Source organism: Streptomyces californicus, assembly GCF_000717645.1.
GTDB classification, from domain to species: Bacteria; Actinomycetota; Actinomycetes; order Streptomycetales; family Streptomycetaceae; genus Streptomyces; species Streptomyces californicus.
The window spans coordinates 272,588-289,986 of sequence record NZ_JNZZ01000005.1; the positions used below are offsets into that span (position 1 = coordinate 272,588).

At 73.2% G+C, this 17,399-nt stretch carries 22 protein-coding genes; 4 read left to right on the forward strand and 18 right to left on the reverse strand.

Annotation, left to right across the window (positions count from 1 at the left end):
• Positions 1-51 precede the first annotated feature (51 nt).
• The 15 genes from IF19_RS0109255 to IF19_RS0109325 all read right to left on the reverse strand — a co-directional run bounded on the left by IF19_RS0109255 (position 52) and on the right by IF19_RS0109325 (position 13,172).
• Complete coding sequence (locus tag IF19_RS0109255) at positions 52-1,011, reverse strand: GNAT family N-acetyltransferase (protein WP_030119100.1); 960 nt, start codon at positions 1,009-1,011, stop codon at positions 52-54.
• Between the two features lie 166 nt (positions 1,012-1,177).
• Entirely contained in the window at positions 1,178-1,381 is a 204-nt protein-coding gene (locus IF19_RS0109260) for a ferredoxin (RefSeq protein ID WP_030119099.1), read from the reverse strand.
• Between the two features lie 6 nt (positions 1,382-1,387).
• Positions 1,388-2,638 (reverse strand): cytochrome P450, encoded by a 1,251-nt coding sequence (locus tag IF19_RS0109265; RefSeq protein ID WP_030277173.1) that lies wholly within the window; start codon positions 2,636-2,638, stop codon positions 1,388-1,390.
• Positions 2,639-2,694: 56 nt separating this feature from the next.
• On the reverse strand, positions 2,695-3,468 hold the full coding sequence (locus tag IF19_RS0109270) for an SDR family NAD(P)-dependent oxidoreductase (protein WP_030119096.1): 774 nt from the start codon (positions 3,466-3,468) through the stop codon (positions 2,695-2,697).
• A gap of 58 nt (positions 3,469-3,526) precedes the next feature.
• Entirely contained in the window at positions 3,527-4,930 is a 1,404-nt protein-coding gene (locus tag IF19_RS0109275) for an FAD-binding oxidoreductase (protein ID WP_030119095.1), read from the reverse strand.
• A gap of 58 nt (positions 4,931-4,988) precedes the next feature.
• Positions 4,989-5,357, reverse strand: coding sequence for a hypothetical protein (locus IF19_RS0109280; protein ID WP_030119094.1), 369 nt, complete (start codon positions 5,355-5,357; stop codon positions 4,989-4,991).
• 211 nt (positions 5,358-5,568) lie between these two features.
• Complete coding sequence (locus tag IF19_RS1000000136890; RefSeq protein WP_030119093.1) at positions 5,569-5,910, reverse strand: acyl-CoA carboxylase epsilon subunit; 342 nt, start codon at positions 5,908-5,910, stop codon at positions 5,569-5,571.
• A gap of 16 nt (positions 5,911-5,926) precedes the next feature.
• Entirely contained in the window at positions 5,927-7,492 is a 1,566-nt protein-coding gene (locus IF19_RS0109290) for an acyl-CoA carboxylase subunit beta (RefSeq protein WP_030277177.1), read from the reverse strand.
• Positions 7,489-7,758, reverse strand: a complete 270-nt coding sequence (locus IF19_RS0109295) for a DUF6059 family protein (RefSeq protein ID WP_229320957.1) — start codon at positions 7,756-7,758, stop codon at positions 7,489-7,491. Before IF19_RS0109295 ends, IF19_RS0109290 begins: the two co-directional genes overlap by 4 nt.
• A 74-nt stretch (positions 7,759-7,832) precedes the next feature.
• Positions 7,833-8,684 carry a 4'-phosphopantetheinyl transferase family protein gene (locus IF19_RS0109300; protein ID WP_050493799.1) on the reverse strand — a complete coding sequence of 284 codons (852 nt, stop codon included), beginning with the start codon at positions 8,682-8,684 and terminating at the stop codon, positions 7,833-7,835.
• A gap of 13 nt (positions 8,685-8,697) precedes the next feature.
• Positions 8,698-9,705: an aromatase/cyclase gene (locus tag IF19_RS0109305; RefSeq protein ID WP_030277181.1), complete on the reverse strand. Its 1,008-nt coding sequence runs from the start codon at positions 9,703-9,705 to the stop codon at positions 8,698-8,700.
• A gap of 158 nt (positions 9,706-9,863) precedes the next feature.
• Complete coding sequence (locus IF19_RS0109310; RefSeq protein WP_030119088.1) at positions 9,864-10,124, reverse strand: acyl carrier protein; 261 nt, start codon at positions 10,122-10,124, stop codon at positions 9,864-9,866.
• A gap of 135 nt (positions 10,125-10,259) precedes the next feature.
• The gene (locus IF19_RS0109315) at positions 10,260-11,069 is read right to left on the reverse strand and encodes a thioesterase II family protein (protein ID WP_063759914.1); all 810 of its coding nucleotides are present in this window, start codon (positions 11,067-11,069) and stop codon (positions 10,260-10,262) included.
• Between the two features lie 230 nt (positions 11,070-11,299).
• Complete coding sequence (locus IF19_RS0109320; protein WP_030119086.1) at positions 11,300-12,121, reverse strand: AfsR/SARP family transcriptional regulator; 822 nt, start codon at positions 12,119-12,121, stop codon at positions 11,300-11,302.
• A gap of 229 nt (positions 12,122-12,350) precedes the next feature.
• Positions 12,351-13,172 carry an AfsR/SARP family transcriptional regulator gene (locus tag IF19_RS0109325; RefSeq protein ID WP_030119085.1) on the reverse strand — a complete coding sequence of 274 codons (822 nt, stop codon included), beginning with the start codon at positions 13,170-13,172 and terminating at the stop codon, positions 12,351-12,353.
• An 819-nt stretch (positions 13,173-13,991) separates the two neighbouring features.
• Here IF19_RS0109325 and IF19_RS0109335 point away from each other — a divergent pair.
• On the forward strand, positions 13,992-14,747 hold the full coding sequence (locus tag IF19_RS0109335; RefSeq protein ID WP_030119083.1) for a phosphotransferase family protein: 756 nt from the start codon (positions 13,992-13,994) through the stop codon (positions 14,745-14,747).
• Between the two features lie 97 nt (positions 14,748-14,844).
• Here the strand turns inward: IF19_RS0109335 and IF19_RS0109340 are convergent, their stop codons facing one another.
• Genes IF19_RS0109340 through IF19_RS0109350 form a run of 3 tightly spaced genes read right to left on the reverse strand, consistent with a single transcriptional unit; the run spans position 14,845 to position 15,955 of the window.
• Positions 14,845-15,213 carry a hypothetical protein gene (locus tag IF19_RS0109340; protein WP_030119082.1) on the reverse strand — a complete coding sequence of 123 codons (369 nt, stop codon included), beginning with the start codon at positions 15,211-15,213 and terminating at the stop codon, positions 14,845-14,847.
• Positions 15,210-15,680, reverse strand: a complete 471-nt coding sequence (locus IF19_RS0109345) for a hypothetical protein (protein WP_306471643.1) — start codon at positions 15,678-15,680, stop codon at positions 15,210-15,212. Before IF19_RS0109345 ends, IF19_RS0109340 begins: the two co-directional genes overlap by 4 nt.
• Positions 15,677-15,955: a hypothetical protein gene (locus IF19_RS0109350; RefSeq protein WP_030119080.1), complete on the reverse strand. Its 279-nt coding sequence runs from the start codon at positions 15,953-15,955 to the stop codon at positions 15,677-15,679. Before IF19_RS0109350 ends, IF19_RS0109345 begins: the two co-directional genes overlap by 4 nt.
• 106 nt (positions 15,956-16,061) lie before the next feature.
• On the opposite strand from IF19_RS0109350, the gene IF19_RS0109355 reads away from it, so the two are divergent.
• From IF19_RS0109355 to IF19_RS1000000136000, 3 genes are all read left to right on the forward strand, one after another.
• Positions 16,062-16,889: a helix-turn-helix domain-containing protein gene (locus IF19_RS0109355; protein ID WP_030119079.1), complete on the forward strand. Its 828-nt coding sequence runs from the start codon at positions 16,062-16,064 to the stop codon at positions 16,887-16,889.
• A complete protein-coding gene (locus tag IF19_RS0109360; protein WP_030119078.1) occupies positions 16,886-17,095 on the forward strand; it encodes a DUF397 domain-containing protein in 210 nt (69 codons plus the stop codon). Before IF19_RS0109355 ends, IF19_RS0109360 begins: the two co-directional genes overlap by 4 nt.
• 128 nt (positions 17,096-17,223) lie before the next feature.
• On the forward strand, positions 17,224-17,399 hold a 176-nt coding region (locus IF19_RS1000000136000), incomplete at its 3' end, for a DUF397 domain-containing protein (protein WP_078625090.1).

Genomic DNA, 17,399 nt, shown 5'->3' on the forward strand with positions numbered 1-17,399 from the left:
GGGCGCCCGGCCCCCGGTCCGTACGTACGCGCCGCGCCCCGGTCCGTACGCTCACGCCTTGACGGCGTACGTGGTCCAGGAGCTGTCCCCCACGAAGCCGAGGCGGCGGTTGAGGGCGAGGGACGCCTCGTCGCGTACGTCGTTCCACGCCTGCACCAGCGCGAGGTGGGGGTTCTCGGCGGCGGCCCGGGAGAGCAGGGCGGCCTTGGTCCAGGAGCCCAGCCCCCGGCGCCGCCGGCCGGCGACGACCAGGGTCTCCCCGGCGTCGGCCATCGGGCTGTCCCGGACGAACAGCGTGGCGTAGCCCACGACTTCGCCGGCCGTGTCCACGGCCGCCGTCACGTACGGGCGGTGCCCGGCGCGCTCCGCCTCGGCCTCACGGGCGCGTACGTCGGCGGCGGCGGGACGGCGCACCGCCGCCTGGCCGTTGGCCGCCGTCTCCAGGGCGCCCCAGGCACGGGCGTAGGAGTCGACCAGCTCGTCGGGGCAGCGGCCGCTCCAGTGGACGAGCCGGTGCCCCGGCACCGCGCGGCCGGCCGCCGCGTCGAGCCCGGCGCGGCCGGGCCCCTTGAGGAGGAGCCGGTTGCGCAGGTTGGTGCCCAGCGCCTCGGCCCCGCAGGCGGCGGCGAAGCGCTCGGCGGCCGGGGTGTGCGGGGCGTCGACCATCAGCAGGTCCCGCCCGCGGGCGCGCAGTTCGGTCCGGGCGGCGGAGACGAGGGCGGTGCCCGCGCCCCGGCGGCGGAACCCGGGGAAGACCCAGAGCGAGCCGTGGCCGGGCCCGTCCGGGACGCCGAGGTCGAGGCCGAGCTTGGTGCAGCCGGCCGGCCGGTCGCCGTCGAACGCCGCGAGGACGATCCGGTCGGCGCCGTGCCGGCGTTGCAGCAACCGGGCCAGCAGCGCGGGTGACACCGGCGGATCGCCGGGCAGTTCGAGGCTCATCGTCTCCCGGAAGCCGGGCAGGAGCAGATCGATCGTGGCGGGGTCGTCGCCGTCAAGGCTGCGTATGTCCATGAACGCATCGTCGGGGCGGCAACTTGAGGAACCGTCAAGAGCCGCTAGTGGCACCGCACTTCGTCCGGTGCCTGACGGGATGCGGCCCCGGGCGCGGACGCCGCACCGTCCGTGCCCGGGGCCTCGCGCGGCGCCGGGCGGGTCCGCGGACCCGCCCGGCGCGTGGTCATACGCCCTCGGTCTCCTTCAGCACGATGGCCTGCACCGGGCAGGCCCGGACGGCCTCGCGCACCATCGGCTCGCCACCGCCGTCCTCACGGCCGGGGATGACGGTGGAGAGCCCGTCCTCGTCCTGCTCGAAGACGGAGGGCACGGTGACGGCGCACTGGGCGGAGCCGATGCAGCGGTCGGAGTCGACGGAGAGGTGCACGGCGGCCTACCAGGTGACGGGGAGTTCGGAGACTCCCTGGAGGACGAACGGCGCGTTGACGGGCACCTGCTCGGCGGGGACCGCGAGCTTCAGCGTCGGCACCCGGCGGAACAGGGTGGCCAGCGCGATCTCCATCTCGGCGCGGGCCAGGTTCTGCCCGATGCACTGGTGGATGCCGTAGCCGAACGCGACGTGGCGGCCCGCGGGCCGGCGGATGTCCAGCTCGTCGGGGCGCTCGAAGGCTCCGGGGTCGCGGTTCATCAGCATGGTCGAGAGGATCACCCCGTCGCCGGCCCGGATGAGGTGGCCCTCGATCTCGATGTCCTCCTTGGCCACGCGCATCAGCATGTCGCCGATGGAGGAGAACCGCATCAGCTCGTCGACGGCGCGGGGCATCAGGGACTCGTCGGCGCGCAGGGCCGCCAACTGGTCCGGGTCGGCCAGCAGCGCCATCGTGGAGAGGGCGATCATGTTCGAGGTCGTCTCGTGCCCGGAGACCAGCAGCACGGTGGCGATCATCGCCAGCTCCTGGCGGTCGACCTTGCCCTCCTCCAACTGGCGGGCGATCAGCTCGTCGAGGAGGGTGTCGCCGGGCTCGGCCTGCTTGCGGACGATCAGGTCGTCCAGGTAGGCCAGGATCTCGGTGAACGCCTGCTGCGCCTGCGCCGCCTGCTCCTCGCCGGACGAGGACAGGACGTGGCGCGAGCGCTCGTCGAAGTAGTGGTGGTCCTCGTACGGGACGCCGAGCAGCATGCAGATCACGGCGGACGGCATCGGCAGCGCGTACTCGGTGAGCAGGTCGACGGTGACGCCCGGCCCCTTGGCCAGCATCGTGTCCAGCAGGCCGTCGGCGTACTTCTGGATCTCCGGGCGCAGCGCGTTGATCTGGCGGATGCCGAAGCTCGGCAGCACCATGCGGCGCTGACGGGCGTGGACCGGGTCGTCGACGCCGACCAGCGGCGGCGCGGCGGCCTGCTGCCGCTGCGCCTCGATCCGGGGCGCGAGCAGCGGGAAGCGCGGGTCCAGGACGTCCGAGGAGAGCCGGGCGTCCGGGAACAGCCTGCGGCCGAGGTCGTTGCCGGTGACCAGCCAGGCCGTCCGCCCGTTCCAGAGGGTCACCCGGGAGATGGGGCCCTTCTCCCGGAGTTCCTCGTAGCCGGGCGGCATCCGGTAGGGGCAGGTGCGTTTGACGGGGTAGGCGGGCGCGTCCTCGGCGCCGTCCGCCAGCGTCTGCGGCTCGTCGAGTGTGTCGGTCATCGAAAACTCCTGGGGGTGCGGAGGCTGGGCGGAAGGGGCGGGGGAGCGGGGCCGGGTCACAGGCCGCCGGTGACGCGCAGGGCCTCGCCGTGGATGTTCCCGTTGGCGGCGGAGCCGAGGAAGACGATCGCCCGCGCGACGTCCTCGGGCGTGTTCATACGGCCCGAGGGCAGGGAGGCGGCCTTGTTCTCCAGGAAGGCGGGCGAGGCGTGTGCGAGGACGTTCTCGGTGAGCGTCTGGCCGGGCACGACCTCGTTGACCAGGATCCCGGCGGGGCCGACCTCCCAGGCCAGGCTGCGCACCAGCCCGTGCAGGGCGGCCTTGGCGGCCCCGTACGCGGCCGCCCCCGGCAGACCGGTCTCCGCGAGCCCGGCGCCGAGCACCACGATGCGGCCCCACTCCCGGTCGCGCATGAGGGGCAGCACCGCCTGCACGGTGTGGAAGACGCCGTCCACCGAGGTGCGCAGGACCCGTTGCCACTGCGCGGGCGGCACCTCCTCGAAGGCGGGCATCTTCCGTCCGGGGCGCGGAATCGCCTCCCCCCACTCGACCGCGCCGGCCACGAGGACGTCGACGCCGCCCCACTCCGCGCCGACCGAGGCGACGGCGGAGCGCACGGAGTCCTCGTCCCCGAGGTCGTAGCGGACGACGTGGGGGGTGCCCCCGGCGGCGGCGACCCGCTCGGCCGTCTCCTTCGCCCCGGCCTCGTCGGAGTGGTAGGTGATCGCGACCCGGGCGCCCTCCGCCGCGTAGGCGAGGGCCGTGGCCCGCCCGATGCCGCGCGAGGCGCCGGTGACGAGCACCGCCTTGTCCGTCAGTCCTGTCTTCATCGTCGTGCCCGTCCTGTCCTCGTCGTCCTGGTTGCGTCGTCCGCCGGCCCCGCTCCGGTCAGGAGCCGATGCTCCGGCCGTGCCGGAAGAAGCCGTCGGGGTCGTAGGCGCGCTTCACCGCGCGCAGCCGGGCGGCGTTCTCGCCGTAGTGGTCGGCCTCCCAGTCGGGCGGCGTACGCGAATCGGGGAAGTTGATGTACGAGCCCGTGGCCAGCGGTGCGAGCGCCTCGGCGCACCGGTCGGCCCACGCGTCGAGCTCCACCGGGCCGCGCGCGACGGCCTCCGGGTCGCGGGTGGCGATCTGGTAGCCGGTCAGGAACCGCGCGTCGCGGTGCACGTACGCGGTCTCGGTGCGGCCGACGCGGTTGGCGGCGCCGCCGAGCGCGATGCACAGCAGGTAGTGCTCGGCGTCCAGGTCGGGCTCCCACGCCCGCAGCAGGGACTCGGCCTCGGTGCGGGTGACGGGCCTGCCGGTGAGCCGGTACGCCTGCCGGGTGTAGGGGTGCCGGTGGCCGACCGCCTCGGGGCCGGTACCGGTGCGGTGGCACTGCTGGACGGTCTTGGAGCCGCACAGCGCCTCGTGCATGACGTCGGCGTACGGCCCCGTCGCCGTGGTCTCGCGGTGCGCGGGCTTGACGCCGGCGAGGTCGGTGAGCGCGTCCAGGGCGCGTTCGAGCTCCTCGGCCGCGCCGTGGTGCACCCCCCAGACCTTGACGACCGGCCGGCCGCCGGGGCCGAACATGCCCGGCAGCACCACCAGGGAGGTGCCGAGGTCGTCCGACTCCCCGGCGGCCCAGGACTGCCAGGCGGTGAGCACGTCCGCGGCGTCGTCGAAGGACCACAGGGTCTCGAAGGCGGTCAGGTGCGGGGCGTCGACGGGACGGAGTTCGAACGCGGTGACGATGCCGAAGTTGCCCCCGCCGCCGCCCCGCAGGGCCCAGAACAGGTCCGGGTGCTCGTCGGCGGACGCGACCACCGCGCGGCCGTCGGCGAGGACGACCCGGGCCGAGACGATCCGGTCGCTCGCCACCCCGAACTTCCGGGTCTGCCAGCCCAGTCCGCCGCCGCTGAGGAACCCGCCCTGGCCGACCGTGGGAAACGTGCCGGTGATGATCTGGCGGTCGTGCCGCTTGAGCGCGTCGAGCGCGTCGAGCGACTGGATGCCGGCTCCGATGCTGACCGTGGGGCCGTCGGCGGCGGCGTGGTTCATCCGCGACAGGTCGATGACCAGACCGGTCCCGGTGGACCAGCCGTTGAAGCTGTGGCCGGCCCCCCGGACGTGCGCCGGTATGCCCGCCTCCCGGGCGTGGCGCACGCAGGCCAGGACGTCGTCGGGGGACGTGCAGTAGGCGATGGCGCGGGGCGAGATCGCGTCGTACTCGGTGTTCTGCACCTGCTTGGCCAGCCGGTACCCCGGATCGGAGGGGAGAACGAGCTCGCCTGTGAGGTCGTCGCGCAGCATGGTGGTGCCTCCTCGGTGGGTCACCGGTCCGGGGGACGGACGTGTCCGGGGCGGGCGTCTACTTGTCGATGCCGAACTTGCGGGCGGTGACCCGGGAGCCCTCGTGGCCGCGCAGGAGGTCGCCGGCGGGGGAGTAGAAGTTGGCGCCGCCGGTGCCCTCCCACCGGTCGTCGGAGACGAACTCGCCGGTGACGAAGACGTGCGCCTCGCCGACGTGCTCGCCCTGCGGGTTCACGGCGAGGATGTGGAAGTTGTAGTGGAAGGAGTCCTTCCCGGTGGACTCCCAGTTGCCCAGGCCGATGTTCTTGGCGTTGACCTGGTAGCAGGTGACGCCGCCGTCACCCGTGAAGGACGCGAGTCCGAGCACGGACTTGCCGTCGTCCTCCAGCTCGGTGGTCCAGGTTCCGACAAGCCGGGCGTCGCTCATGGTGGGTCTCTCCTGACGTGGGTCCGAGGTGGGTCCGGTACGCGGGGTGGTGCGGTGAGTACGGTTCCGTCCCGTGCTGGAGGCGCGCTCGAACGGGCCTGCAGCCGGGGCCGGGCGGTGGTGCCGGGGTGGCGCGGCGGGGGTGGCGGTGCCCGTCAGCGGCGTCGGGCGGCGCGGCGGTGGCCGGTGGCGCGGCGGCCCGGCCGGGCGGTCATCTGCCGCGCCACGTACCGGGGGAGGGCGCGCGGACGCGGGGCGGCCGGTGCCAGCCGGTGCCGGTGCTCCCCGGCGCGTCCGCCGCGTCCCGCCCGTCGCCCGCGGCGCGGCCGAGGACGACCGCCAGGACCGCGGCGAGGGCGGCCGTCTCCTCGGCGGTGGGCGACCCCCCGGAGATCCGCCAGGCGGGGCGGGCGCTGATCGCGGTGCCCGGGACGGCCGCGGGGCCGGGGCCGGCCGGCGGATCCGTCGTCCCGTTCCGGCCGAACTCCGTGTGCGGCCCGCTCGTCCCGTTCGGCGCGGACTCCGTGTGCGCGCCGGTCGTCGTCGGTGTCATCGTCTCCGCCGCCCCCTCACACCGGGGGGTTGCCGTGCTTGCGGGACGGCAGGTCCGTGTATTTGGGCCGGAGCATGGCGAGCGCGCCGATGAGCGCGGAGCGGGTCGCCGCCGGGTCGATGACGTCGTCCACCAGGCCGCGCTCGGCCGCGTAGTACGGGTGCATCAACTCCGTCCGGTACTGCTTGATCCGCTGGGCCCGTACGGCGTCCGGGTCGTCCGCCGCGGCGATCTCCCGCCGGAAGATGACGTTGGCGGCCCCCTCCGCGCCCATGACCGCGATCTCGTTCGTCGGCCAGGCCAGCGAGACGTCCGCGCCGATGGAGCGGGAGTCCATGACGATGTACGCGCCGCCGTACGCCTTGCGCGTGATCAACTGCACGCGCGGAACGGTCGCGTTGCAGTAGGCGTAGAGCAGCTTCGCGCCGTGGCGGATGACGCCGCCGTGCTCCTGGTCCACCCCCGGCAGGAAGCCGGGCACGTCGACCAGGGTCACCAGCGGGATCGAGAACGCGTCGCAGAACTGCACGAAGCGGGCCGCCTTCTCGCTGGCGTGGATGTCGAGCACCCCGGCGAACGCGGCGGGCTGGTTGGCGACGACGCCCGTCACATGCCCGTCGAGCCGGGTCAGCGCGCAGACGATGTTGGACGCCCAGTCCGGCTGGATCTCGAAGAACTCGCCGTCGTCGACGATCTCCTCGATCACCGCCCGTACGTCGTACGCCTGGTTGGGGTTGGCGGGGACCAGGTCCCGCAGGGCGTCGGTGGGCCGGTCGGCCGGATCGTCCGGGGCCCGGTACGGAGCGGTCTCGCGGTTGTTGGACGGCAGCAGCGAGAGCAGGAACCGTACGTCCTCCAGGCAGGCGGCCTCGTCGTCGTGGGCGAACGCCGCCACACCGGACACCGCCGCGTGGACGTCGGCCCCGCCCAGTCCGTTCTGGGTGATCTCCTCGCCGGTGACCGCCTTGACGACGTCCGGTCCGGTGATGAACATCTGCGAGGTCCCGCGCACCATGAAGATGAAGTCGGTGAGCGCGGGCGAGTACGCGGCGCCCCCGGCGCACGGGCCGAGCATCACGGAGATCTGCGGGATCACCCCGGAGGCGAGGGTGTTGCGGCGGAAGATGCCGCCGTAGCCGGCCAGCGCGGTGACGCCCTCCTGGATGCGCGCGCCCGCCCCGTCGTTCAGGGACACCAGCGGGGCCCCCGCCGCGAGCGCCATGTCCATGATCTTGTGGATCTTGGCGGCGTGCGCCTCGCCGAGGGCGCCGCCGAAGATCCGGAAGTCGTGGGCGTACACGAACACGGTCCGCCCGTGCACCGTTCCCCAGCCGGTCACGACACCGTCGGTGTACGGGCGTTTGTTCTCCAGGCCGAAGCCGCTCGCGCGGTGTCTGCGCAGGGCCTCGATCTCCTGGAACGAGCCTTCGTCGAGGAGCAGGTCGATGCGCTCCCGCGCGGTCAGCTTCCCCTTCGCGTGCTGCCGGGCCGTGGCCTGCTCGTCGGGGCCGTCGGCGGCCTCCTGTTTGAGCTGGGCGAGTTCGGCGGTCGGGTCGGATGCGGCGGCGGTCTCGGTGGTCACGCGATCTCCTTCGGGTCCAGAAGCCGGCGTGCCAGGTCCTGTTCGGCCGCGCTGAGCGGAACGTCGGGGCGCAGTCGTTCGGGATGGCCCGGCGGAGGCCGGAGCAGCACCGGGGGCTCTGCCCGGTCGTCGAGCGGCGGGATGTGGACCCACAGGGCGCCGGCGGCGGCCAGCGCCCGGCCGGTCCACCGCAGGGACGCGGCGGTGACGGACCAGAAGCCCACGTGCGTCTCCGTAACCGAGGGCCTGGTCGTCTGCACGGTCACGAGCGGCCCTCCTCGATGTGACGTTCGGACGGTTCACGCTCACACGGAGGGCTCAAGACCCCTTGGAGACGGCCTCAAGGGCGGTCGGAAGAAGGCCGGAGCGGGGCCGCGGGAGCGCCGTCGTGGCGGGCCACGCCGACGAGGTACCGGCCCAGCGCCCGGTGGGCGCCGAAGGTCCACGCACGCGGGCCCGCCGGCCCGCCGCCGGGGGAGAGCAGGCCCTCGTCGCCGTACGCGGTGGCCTCCCCCTCGACGGCCCAGGGCACGCCGAACCGGGCGAAGGGCAGCCGGAGCCCGCACCCCAGCGCCTTGGTGTACGCCTCCTTGAGCGTCCAGAGGCGGAGCAGCGCGGCCGTCACACCGGCCGCCCCGCCGATGCCTTCGAGGGTTTTGACGGCGGCCCGCTCGTCCGGTGTGCAGGCGCGGGCGAGCAGGACGTCCACCGACAGGGAGCGGGTGAGGGGTTCGGCGTCCACCCCGATCCGCCCGGTGCGGCTGAGACCCGCCACGACGAGTTCACCGGTGTGGGCGAGGCTCACGTCCACACCGCGTACGCCGCGCAGATACGGGCGTCCGCCGGGCCGGTAGGCGAGGTCCAGCTCCGCCGGGTCGGTCTCCAGGGCCGCCGCCGCGGCGTGCTTCAGGACGAACCGCGCGGCGGCGAACCGGTGCCGCACGGTGGCGTCCGCGGTACGCCGGTAGCGCGGCCAGTCGTCGCCGAGCAGGCCGCGCAGCCGGGGGTCGGTGACGACGGCGGGCAGCCACTCCCCCCAGGTGGCCAGGACGACGACGCCGCCGGACTCCTCCCACTGCCGGTGGAGCTGGTTCCAGGGCCCGTCGGGGCCGCCCACGTGCACGGGCGGCGCGAGGCGCGGCATGCCGGTGGCCTCCGGCCGGGGCGGCGGAAGGTCGGCGAAGGGGCGCACGGGCGTCCGCCGTTCAGGGCTTCGGCGTGATCACGCGCACGGCGCTCTGCGCGTACCGCCGGGCAAGACCCAGCACGACGGCGCTGTCCCGGCCGAGCGCCCGCCCCACCTCCGGGCCCGCGCCCCCGCCCGACGCCGTACGCGGGTCCGTGTCCGGCGCCGTGCCCGACGCCGTACGCGGTTCCGTGTCCGACGACCCGTCCGGGCAGCGCAGTACGGCCTGGTGGCGGCCGCGGAGGGTCACACCGCTCGCGTCGGGCTCGACCGACCACTCCCCGGCCTGGGCGACGGTCGACGCGGGCGGTTCGACGAGCTTGTAGACGATCCGGCCGCCGTGGGGGAAGCACACGCGCACGCCCCTGGCGGTGTGCGTACGGCCGTCGTCCGCCAGCAGGTCCATCCGGACCTGCTGGATTCCGGGGGTCTCCTCCACGAGGTCGAGGCGGGTCAGCCGGGGGAGCTGCGCGGGCCAGTTCTCGATCCGGTACAGGAAGTCGTAGGCGAGTTCGGCCGGCCCGTCGACGCGCAGGGTCTCCTCGACGGCCACGATGTGCTCGTCCAGGGTGGCCCAGCGTTCCGCCAGGTGCTTCAGATCCGCCAACAGGGCCAGTAGATCGTCGTGTTCGGCCCGTTCGAGCCAGCTCGCGGGGGTGGTGCGCGTCGCGGACGCCGGCAGCGCGGAGCGCAGGGTGAGGCGCGAGGAGCCTTCGGGAAGCTCCTCGACCACCCAGGAGCCGGTCACCCCCGGCTCGGACGGTCCGGGGACCTCCTGGCGGAAGTCGATCCGCCGCGCGGCCGGGTCGAGTGTGCGCCGGGTCACCCACGAGGTGACGTCGTCGCAGGCCAGCGCCCAGATCCGCAGGCGCTGGTCGGCGCCCTCCAGGTCCAGCGCCTCCACATGCACGGTCGGGGTGAGGAACAGCGGCCAGCGCACCGCGTCCGCGACCAGTCCGTAGACGACCCCGGCGGGCGCGGCGATGTCCACACGGTGGGACGTGTGGTGGAAGGCCGTCTCGGGCATCGGTGTTCGTTCCTTTCTTCGGCACACGCGACCGACCGTCGGCCCGACCGCTCGTGAAACGGTGGACCGACGGTGGAGAACGGATCACCTCGGTGTGCGGCGGGGCGGCGCCCCGGACGGGGACCGGGCCCGCCGGGCCCGGTCCCGACCGCCCCCGATCAGGCGGTGGCCTGCGGAGACAGCACCCGGTTGACGGCCGCGATGTACTGCCTCGGGGTCTCCGCCTCCTCCAGCACCTGCTCGTCGAGCGCGACCCCCGCATCGCGCTCGATGACGCCGGTGACCTGGAGGAGGCACAGGGAGTCGTAGCCGAGGTCGGCGAACGCGACGTCCAGCACGTCCCCGTTCAGGTCGTGGGTGTCGCTGCCCCCGCTGGTCCGCAGGAGGCCGATCAGGGTGGGAAGGTCGAGCTGCTGCATGATGGTGCCTCTCTTCTTCTCGTGTACTCGTGTCGTGTCGTGACAGGTGTGACGGGGACGCCGGCCCCGGAGGCGCGCGGCGGTCTCGAAGGCGTGCCGGCGGTCGGGCGGCGCGCTCAGGGATGTCCGGAGGTCTCAGGGATGTACGGCGGGCTCACGGGTGTACGGCGGGACCGTCTCCGCCGGCCGCCGCCCGTTCCCGGTCCCGGCTTCGAGCCGCCGCACGACGCGGCAGGCCCGGCCGATCAGCCGGGGAAGCGCCTCACCGCGTACGAAGAAGTGGTCGCCGGGCACGGTACGGGCCGCCACCGGCCCGGAGGTCCACCGGCGCCAGCCGCCGACCGTCGCGGGCGACACCAGCGGGTCACGGCTTCCGGACACCGCGAGCAGCGGGACGGACAGCGGTCCGCGCTCCGGCGCCGACGCGCGGGCGGCGGCGCGGAGCGCGCCGGCCAGCCGCAGATCGTCGCGGAGCACGGGCAGTGAGGCCCGCCGCCAGTACCCCCGTGCCTCAACGCTCTCGGGCAGGGCCCCCAGCCGGTCCAGCGCCTCCACCAGCTCCTCGTCGGAGCTCTCGCAGGCGTCGGAGAGCCTGCTGGCCGCGTCCGGGGGCGGGCAGGCCCCCACGGCGACGAACGACGGAAGCGGCAGCCCCTCCTCGCGCAGCGCCCCGGCGAGGGCGTGGGCCACCATCGCCCCGAGGCTGTGCCCGTACAGCGCGTAGGACTGTCCGGCCGGGACGCGGACGCGGTCCAGCAGATGCGCGACCAGGGAGTCGCGGTCGGTCAGGCGCGGCTCGCGCCGCCGCCCGCCACGGCCCGGCAGCAGCACGGGCACGGGCTCGACGCCCTCACCCGTGCTCCGGGCCCACCGGTGGAACACCGAGTCCCCCGCCCCCGCGTGGGCGAAGCAGTACAGCCGAACCGCTGGTTCCGTGCCCGCCATCTCTGCTCTCCTCGGCCCGTCGGAATCGCGTGTGCCCGTTCAGGCTCGCGGACGGCCCTGGAGACGGACTTGAGACCCGGCCGCCCCCCGCTCCAGACGGCGTGGAGCGCGGCGGTGCGTGCCGCCCGGGAGCCGCACGTTCACAGGACGTACGGATACGGGACGTACGGATACGGGACGCACGGATACGGGACGCACGTTCATGGCACGCACGGGCACCGAACGCGCGGTCACGCCGCGTACAGGTCGAACGTCGAGCCGCGCCGGGGCCCCGTGGCCAGGTCGAGCGCGGGGTCCACGGAGAGCATCGCCTGGTGCATGCGCTGCATCTGCGGCGAGGGCTCCACGCCCAGCTCCTCGATGAGCCGTACCCGCAGCTTGCGGTAGAGGTCCAGCGCCGCGGCCTGCCGGCCGGACCGGTACAGGGCCACCATGGCCTGCGAGTGCAGCCCCTCGTGGTGCGGGTGGCGCGCCGTCAGGTCCCGCAGTTCGGCGCTGATCTCGCAGTGACGGCCCAGCCGCAGATCGGCGTCGATGCGCCGCTCCACCGTCACCAGCCTGCTCTCCTCCAGCCGGAGCACCTCGATGCTCAGCGCCGGGCCGCAGCGCACGTCGACCAGCGCGGGTCCCTGCCAGAGCGCCAGCGCCTCCCGCAGCGTGTCGGCGGCGCTCTCGTCGTCACCGGCCTCGAAGGCCGCCTGCCCCTCCCGCACCTTGCGCTCGTAGGCGTGCACGTCCGTGCTGTCCGCCGGGATCTGGAGCACGTACCCGCCGTGCCGCGTGGCGAGGACGTCCTTCGCGGTGTGCGGGGCCTCGGGCCCCATGGCGGTGCCGAGCCGGCGCCGCAGCTGGAGTATGTAGGTCTGGAGCGTGGTCAGCGCGCTGACGGGCGGGTTGGCGCCCCAGATCTCCTCCATCAGCGTCGGCACGGGCATGATCTGCCCCGGGTACAGCGCGAGCAGGGAAAGGACTTGGCGTGGCTTGCCCGCCGAGGGGACGACGGAGACACCATTGACGTCGGCATTCAGCGGTCCCAGAACCCGGATCCTCATGAACGTTCTCTCCCCAGACTCGTCGAGAGCTTCTCGAATCGTTCTCCGAAGCAGGACTTACGGACCTCTTTGTCCGCATCTGCGTGTACGACCTCCAGCATCGTACTGACTGAAACAGGTCGCCCCGGATTCCTTGAGTCTGCGTCAAGCGGCTCTCCGTCCAGCCGCGTTCGGACGTCATGCGCACCCCCTCCCACCTGCGGTGATCGCTGCCGAGGGGGGTGGCGGGTCAGACCGCCCGGACCGCGCGGGAAACGGAGTCGGAGGCCGTCATCTGGCTGTGGTCCAGCAGGATCGAACGCTGGAGCTGGCGGAGAGCGAGGGAGGGCTCCAGGCCCAGTTCGCGGGAGAGCGTGCCGCGCAGCTTCCGGTAGACCTCCAGGGCGTCGCTCCAGCGCCCGGAGCGCTGCAACGCGATCATGAACTGGCGGCACAGGTTCTCGTGGGTGCGGTAGCGACTGACGAGCACGGTCAGTTCGGCGAGCAGCTCGCGGTGCCGCCCCAGCCGCAGATCGGCCTCGATGCGCTGGTCCAGCGCGCACAGCCGGCTCTCCTCCAGGCGTGCGGCCTCCATCTCCAACTGCTTGCCCAGCTGCACGTCGGCGAACGGCGCCCCGCGCCAGAGCGCGAGGGAGGCCCCCAGCAGCCGTGCCCCCTCCGCGTGGTCCCCGTCGCCGACGGCGCGGTAGCCGAGCCCCGCGAGCCTCTCGAACTCCCGCACGTCGCTGGTGCCGCCCCTGGTGTTGAGGAGATAGCCCCCCGGGCACGTCATCAGGATGTCCTTGGCGGTCAGCGCCTTCTTGCCGCGACCGGGAGCCGGCAGCGCGACGGTGATCAGCTCGCGCAGTTGGAGGACGTACGTCTGGAGGGTCGTACGGGCGCTGCGCGGCGGCCTGCCGGCCCACAACTCGTCCGTCAGCACGGCGATCGGCACGACCTGTCCGGCGAAGAACGCCAGGATCGCGAGCACTTGCCGCACCTTCGGCGCGGTGGGCATGACGGGTATCCCGCCTTCCGACACGATCAGGGATCCCAGTATTTCGATGTCCACGTCGATTCCCCCTGTGATGTGCGTCAACTGCGCTCCACCCGCGGTCGATACGGGTGGTCGATGGTGAACTGGGCCAGGATGCGGCGGGGTGGGACGCGCCCCTCCCCGCACGGTGGTGCCGGGTCCGCGCCGCGCCGGTCGACCGGGCCGGCGCGGGCGGCCCGGCCGCCGCACGGGCCGCGGGCGGCGCGCGACCGGTCGGCGCCGGATGCCGCGACCATCCCAGCACCCTCCGAAAGAGTTCCGGTCAAGCGCTCCCGGTACGCGGCCGTGCACGGCGTGCCGGGCCTTCGCGCGGCGGTGTGCGGTGCCGTCCGGCCCTCGTACGGCGGTGTACGAGTGGCCGGGACCCCTTCCGGGCGGTCGGGACGGCTGACGGGTGGCCGGGACCCCGCCCGGGCGGATCGGGACCCCTTCCGGGCGGTCGGGACGGCTGACGGGCGGCCGGGGACGGCTTCGGGCGGTTCAGGGAAGGCCGAAGCCCGGTACGGTGCGCGGGCGGTCGAGTCCGGGGCCGGGAAGGTGACGGAAGCACGGCTCCGCCGACCCGGCGAAGGGTGCGGGGGACGGGGTCGCGCGGGGTGGTCTCCCGGCCCTCGGCGCACCCACCGCGCCCGGCTCTCCGGGGTTCCCTCCAGCACGTACGGTCAGCGCCCACAGCACAACAACAGCCCCTTCCCGCTCGACGGGCCGCACCCCCTTGCGCAGCTCAACCATCAAAGCAGTAGCCCTCGCCACCGCGTCACCGGAAGATCGATTCTGGTCAGATGGCCTGAATCGAACAGTCGCTCGTGTGCGGGTTCCGGCACACTGACTGCCATGGACGAGGTCGAAGAGGTCGAGGTCGTCGTCGCCCACGCCGAGCGGGCGACCCTGCGCGTCGGTGGCGTGTTCCTGAAGGTGGACGCCGACCGGGCGCGGACCGACGCCGAGGTCGAGGCGATGTCGCTCGCCCCGGTCCCGACCCCGGAGATCCTGTGGCGCAAGCCGCCCGTGCTCGCGATCGCCGCGGTCCCGGGGGTGACGCTCGGGCGCCTCGGCGGGGCGGCGGCCGGGTCGCCGGCGGGGTGGGCCGCGGCGGGCGCCGCCATCCGGAAGCTGCACGACGCCCCGCCGCCGCCCCGGACCGGGCGGGCCGGCCGGAGTTCCGCCGCGCTGGCGGCGGAACTCGACGCCGAGTGCGCCCTGCTCGTGGCCGAGGGCGTGCTGCCCGCCGACCTCGTCGCCCGCAACCGCCGCGTCGCCGAGGCCGCGCTCAGGCCGTGGACCCCGGCGTTCACCCACGGCGACCTGCAGATCGCCCACGTCTTCCTCGACGGCGACGAGGTCACGGGCATCATCGACTGGTCCGAAGCGGGCCGGGGGGACGCCCTGTACGACCTCGCCACCTTCACGCTGGGCCACGAGGAGCACCTCGACGACGTCCTCGCGGGCTACGGCGCGGACGTCGACCTCGACGTGATCCACGCGTGGTGGTCGGCGCGCAGCCTCCTGGCGGTGCGCTGGCTCGCCGAGCACGGCTTCGACCCGTTCGCGCCGGGCTGCGAGGTCGACGTCCTGAGATCCCGCATGTGAGGCCGTACGCCTTCGTCCGTCGCGGAGAACCACGCCACCACGGCCTCTCCCGCCGCCGCGCCCCCGGCCGTAACGCTCCCCGTCGCGGCAGGCCCCGTCAGCGGAAGAGGTGCGGATGCAGCCGCGCCAGCTCCTCCGTGATCGCCGCGCCGGTGGGGTCCACGACCTCCCAGTCGTGCGCCGCCGGATGCCCGGCGAACAGACCGCAGGCCGCGTCCGCGGTACGGGGGTCGAGCACGGAACACCAGGGGAGCGGGGCGAGCCGCGCGTCTCCCGCGTCCCACCGGACCCAGACGGCGCTCCCGGGCCACCCGTCCTGGTCCCACAGCATGGCTGCGTGATCCTCCGCGTGCCCCTCGCCGAGTTCGCACAGGACGTGACCTGCCTCGGGGCTCTGCCCGGGGTCCGCGAGGGCGACCGCGTACGCCGGGGGAGGCAGCAGGGCCACGGCGGTGCACTGGTTCACGGGCACGGGTCGCCCTTCGGGGAGTCGCCGAAGGCGATCCGCCCCGCGACCAGGTCGCCGAGCGGGTCGGCCACGTCCCAGGAGTGGGCGGCACCGTGCCGGTCGAACAGGTTGCACCGCCGCACGACGCCCGTATCGACCTGGCGCAGGATGGCCGGGCACCAGGGGACGTACGCGGACCGGTGGACGCGCTCCGGTTCGCCCCCGGCCCAGAAGAACCACACGGCCGGAGATTCGGGCGTGCGGCCCGGCACGAGGTAGGCGGCGTGTTCGGTGTCCTGGCCGTCGTGCGCGCCGAGTTCACACAGCACGTACGGCTCGGGTTCCTCGGGCTCGTCCTCGGAGGCGCGGAGGCGCTGCACTTCCTCGGGCGGGAGGGCGGTCACGGCGGTGCACTGGAGCACGGCGGTCAACTCCTGGTCGAGTGGCGGGATGCCCGGCCCCGTGACCGGACGAGGCGTTTTCACAGGACCTCGCCCCGGCTACGGGCGTTGAGCCGTGCGGTACGGGCGCGAAGCTGCTCTATCAGGACGGCGGGCCGCACATGGCGGGGCTCGACCTCCCACTCGACACCGCCCCCGACCGGCCGCAACGACCAGTACGGGCCGGCGACGCCCCGGAACTCCCCCACGCGATCGGCGCGGCTGGTGTCGACCACGAGGGTTCCGGGGGCGGGGACCGGGGTGGGGCTGGGGGTGTCGGAGGGCGTGGGGTTAATCGGGCGTACGTTCTCGCCGTCCATCGATCGCTCCTCTCCGTAGCCGTTTGGCTACCGGGGCGATTCAGGGTGGCCTAGGGTCGGGACGTCTTCAACCTGCGCACTGTGCTCGGATAGTTAGGGCTTGGACATGGTGAACCGCAAGCGACTGGACCCCGACGACCCGGACCGAGACTTCGGCGTTCAATTAAGGCTGGCCAGAGACGCACGTGGCTGGACCCAGGACGAGTTGGCCTCGCGCATGGGATGCTCGGGGACGCATATTTCGGCCGTGGAAACTGGTCGCAGGTCTCCAACTCCTCGTTTCGCGCAGAGCGCTGACAGGGCGCTCGGCACCGGCGACAAGTTCAGTCGCATGGTTCAGGCGATGAAAGAACCGGCGCTGCTGGACGGCTTTCCCGAGTACGTGAAGTACGAAGCTCGGGCTGTGGAGCTCCGGCTGTACGAAGTGGGGATCATTCCAGGGCTGTTGCAAACTCCGGAGTACGCACGGGTTCTGGCGGACAGCGCTGTGCGGAGAGGGTCGATCACCCCGGGCCAGGCAGAGGAGCGTGTCGCCTTCCTGGCGAAGCGGCAGGCCGCCTTGGTGCGGCCGAATCCGCCCATGCTCTTCGTGACCATGGACGAGAGCTGCATCCGTCGCCCTGTGGGGGGCTCTGCCGTCATGAATGCTCAACTGGACCGACTGATCGAGTTCGCTGAGCTGCCCAACACGGTCTTGCAGGTGGCGCCGTACGAGATCGGAGAACGGAGGACGTTTGATCTTCCGGTCAACATCCTGACGCTGCCTGACCGGTCGGTGGTCTGCTACGCCGAGTCGCAGACCCAGGGACATCTGGACCGGGAAAGCTCATTCGTGCTGCCGATACTCACGGAGTACCATCAACTCCAGGGCGCGTCGCTGTCGCAGACGGCGTCTGTGGCCAATATCTGTGAGTTGCGAAAGGGCACCTTGTGACGACCGAATCCCCCCGTTGGTTCACGTCCTCGTACAGCAACAACGGCGGCAACTGCGTTGAGGTGGCCGCCAACCTCGCCTCCGTACGCGGCATCGTCCCGGTCCGTGATTCCAAGGTCGTGGGCGGCCCTGTGGTTTCTGTCCCCGCGACGGCTTTCGCGGCGTTCGTGGCGGGTGTGCGGGGCGGGACGTTCGACACCGTCTGACGGCCTGAGCAGCAGGTTCGCCCCATCATGCTTTGCATGGTGGGGCGTTCGTGTGTGTCGGGGCCCTCTGGTGCACGTCTGGCCGTGTCCTGCATGGTGGGGCTTCCTACGGCGAAGGGGAACCTGTGGTGATCGAGTCCGCATGTTGGTTCACGTCCTCGTACAGCTCGAATGGCGGCAACTGCGTTGAGGTGGCCGCCAATCTCGCCGCTGCACGCGGCGTCGTCCCGGTCCGTGATTCCAAGGTGGTGGGCGGTCCGGTGCTGACGGTCCCCGCGACCGCGTTCGCGGCGTTCGTGGCGGG

Bases quoted from the DNA above. Each gene is read 5' to 3' on its own strand.
- IF19_RS0109255 (WP_030119100.1), bottom strand. From the start codon at position 1,011: ATGGACATACGCAGCCTTGACGGCGACGACCCCGCCACGATCGATCTG.
- IF19_RS0109265 (WP_030277173.1), bottom strand. From the start codon at position 2,638: ATGACCGACACACTCGACGAGCCGCAGACGCTGGCGGACGGCGCCGAG.
- IF19_RS0109270 (WP_030119096.1), bottom strand. From the start codon at position 3,468: ATGAAGACAGGACTGACGGACAAGGCGGTGCTCGTCACCGGCGCCTCG.
- IF19_RS0109275 (WP_030119095.1), bottom strand. From the start codon at position 4,930: ATGCTGCGCGACGACCTCACAGGCGAGCTCGTTCTCCCCTCCGATCCG.
- IF19_RS0109280 (WP_030119094.1), bottom strand. From the start codon at position 5,357: ATGAGCGACGCCCGGCTTGTCGGAACCTGGACCACCGAGCTGGAGGAC.
- IF19_RS1000000136890 (WP_030119093.1), bottom strand. From the start codon at position 5,910: ATGACACCGACGACGACCGGCGCGCACACGGAGTCCGCGCCGAACGGG.
- IF19_RS0109305 (WP_030277181.1), bottom strand. From the start codon at position 9,705: ATGCCCGAGACGGCCTTCCACCACACGTCCCACCGTGTGGACATCGCC.
- IF19_RS0109310 (WP_030119088.1), bottom strand. From the start codon at position 10,124: ATGCAGCAGCTCGACCTTCCCACCCTGATCGGCCTCCTGCGGACCAGC.
- IF19_RS0109315 (WP_063759914.1), bottom strand. From the start codon at position 11,069: ATGGCGGGCACGGAACCAGCGGTTCGGCTGTACTGCTTCGCCCACGCG.
- IF19_RS0109320 (WP_030119086.1), bottom strand. From the start codon at position 12,121: ATGAGGATCCGGGTTCTGGGACCGCTGAATGCCGACGTCAATGGTGTC.
- IF19_RS0109335 (WP_030119083.1), top strand. From the start codon at position 13,992: ATGGACGAGGTCGAAGAGGTCGAGGTCGTCGTCGCCCACGCCGAGCGG.
- IF19_RS0109350 (WP_030119080.1), bottom strand. From the start codon at position 15,955: ATGGACGGCGAGAACGTACGCCCGATTAACCCCACGCCCTCCGACACC.
- IF19_RS0109355 (WP_030119079.1), top strand. From the start codon at position 16,062: ATGGTGAACCGCAAGCGACTGGACCCCGACGACCCGGACCGAGACTTC.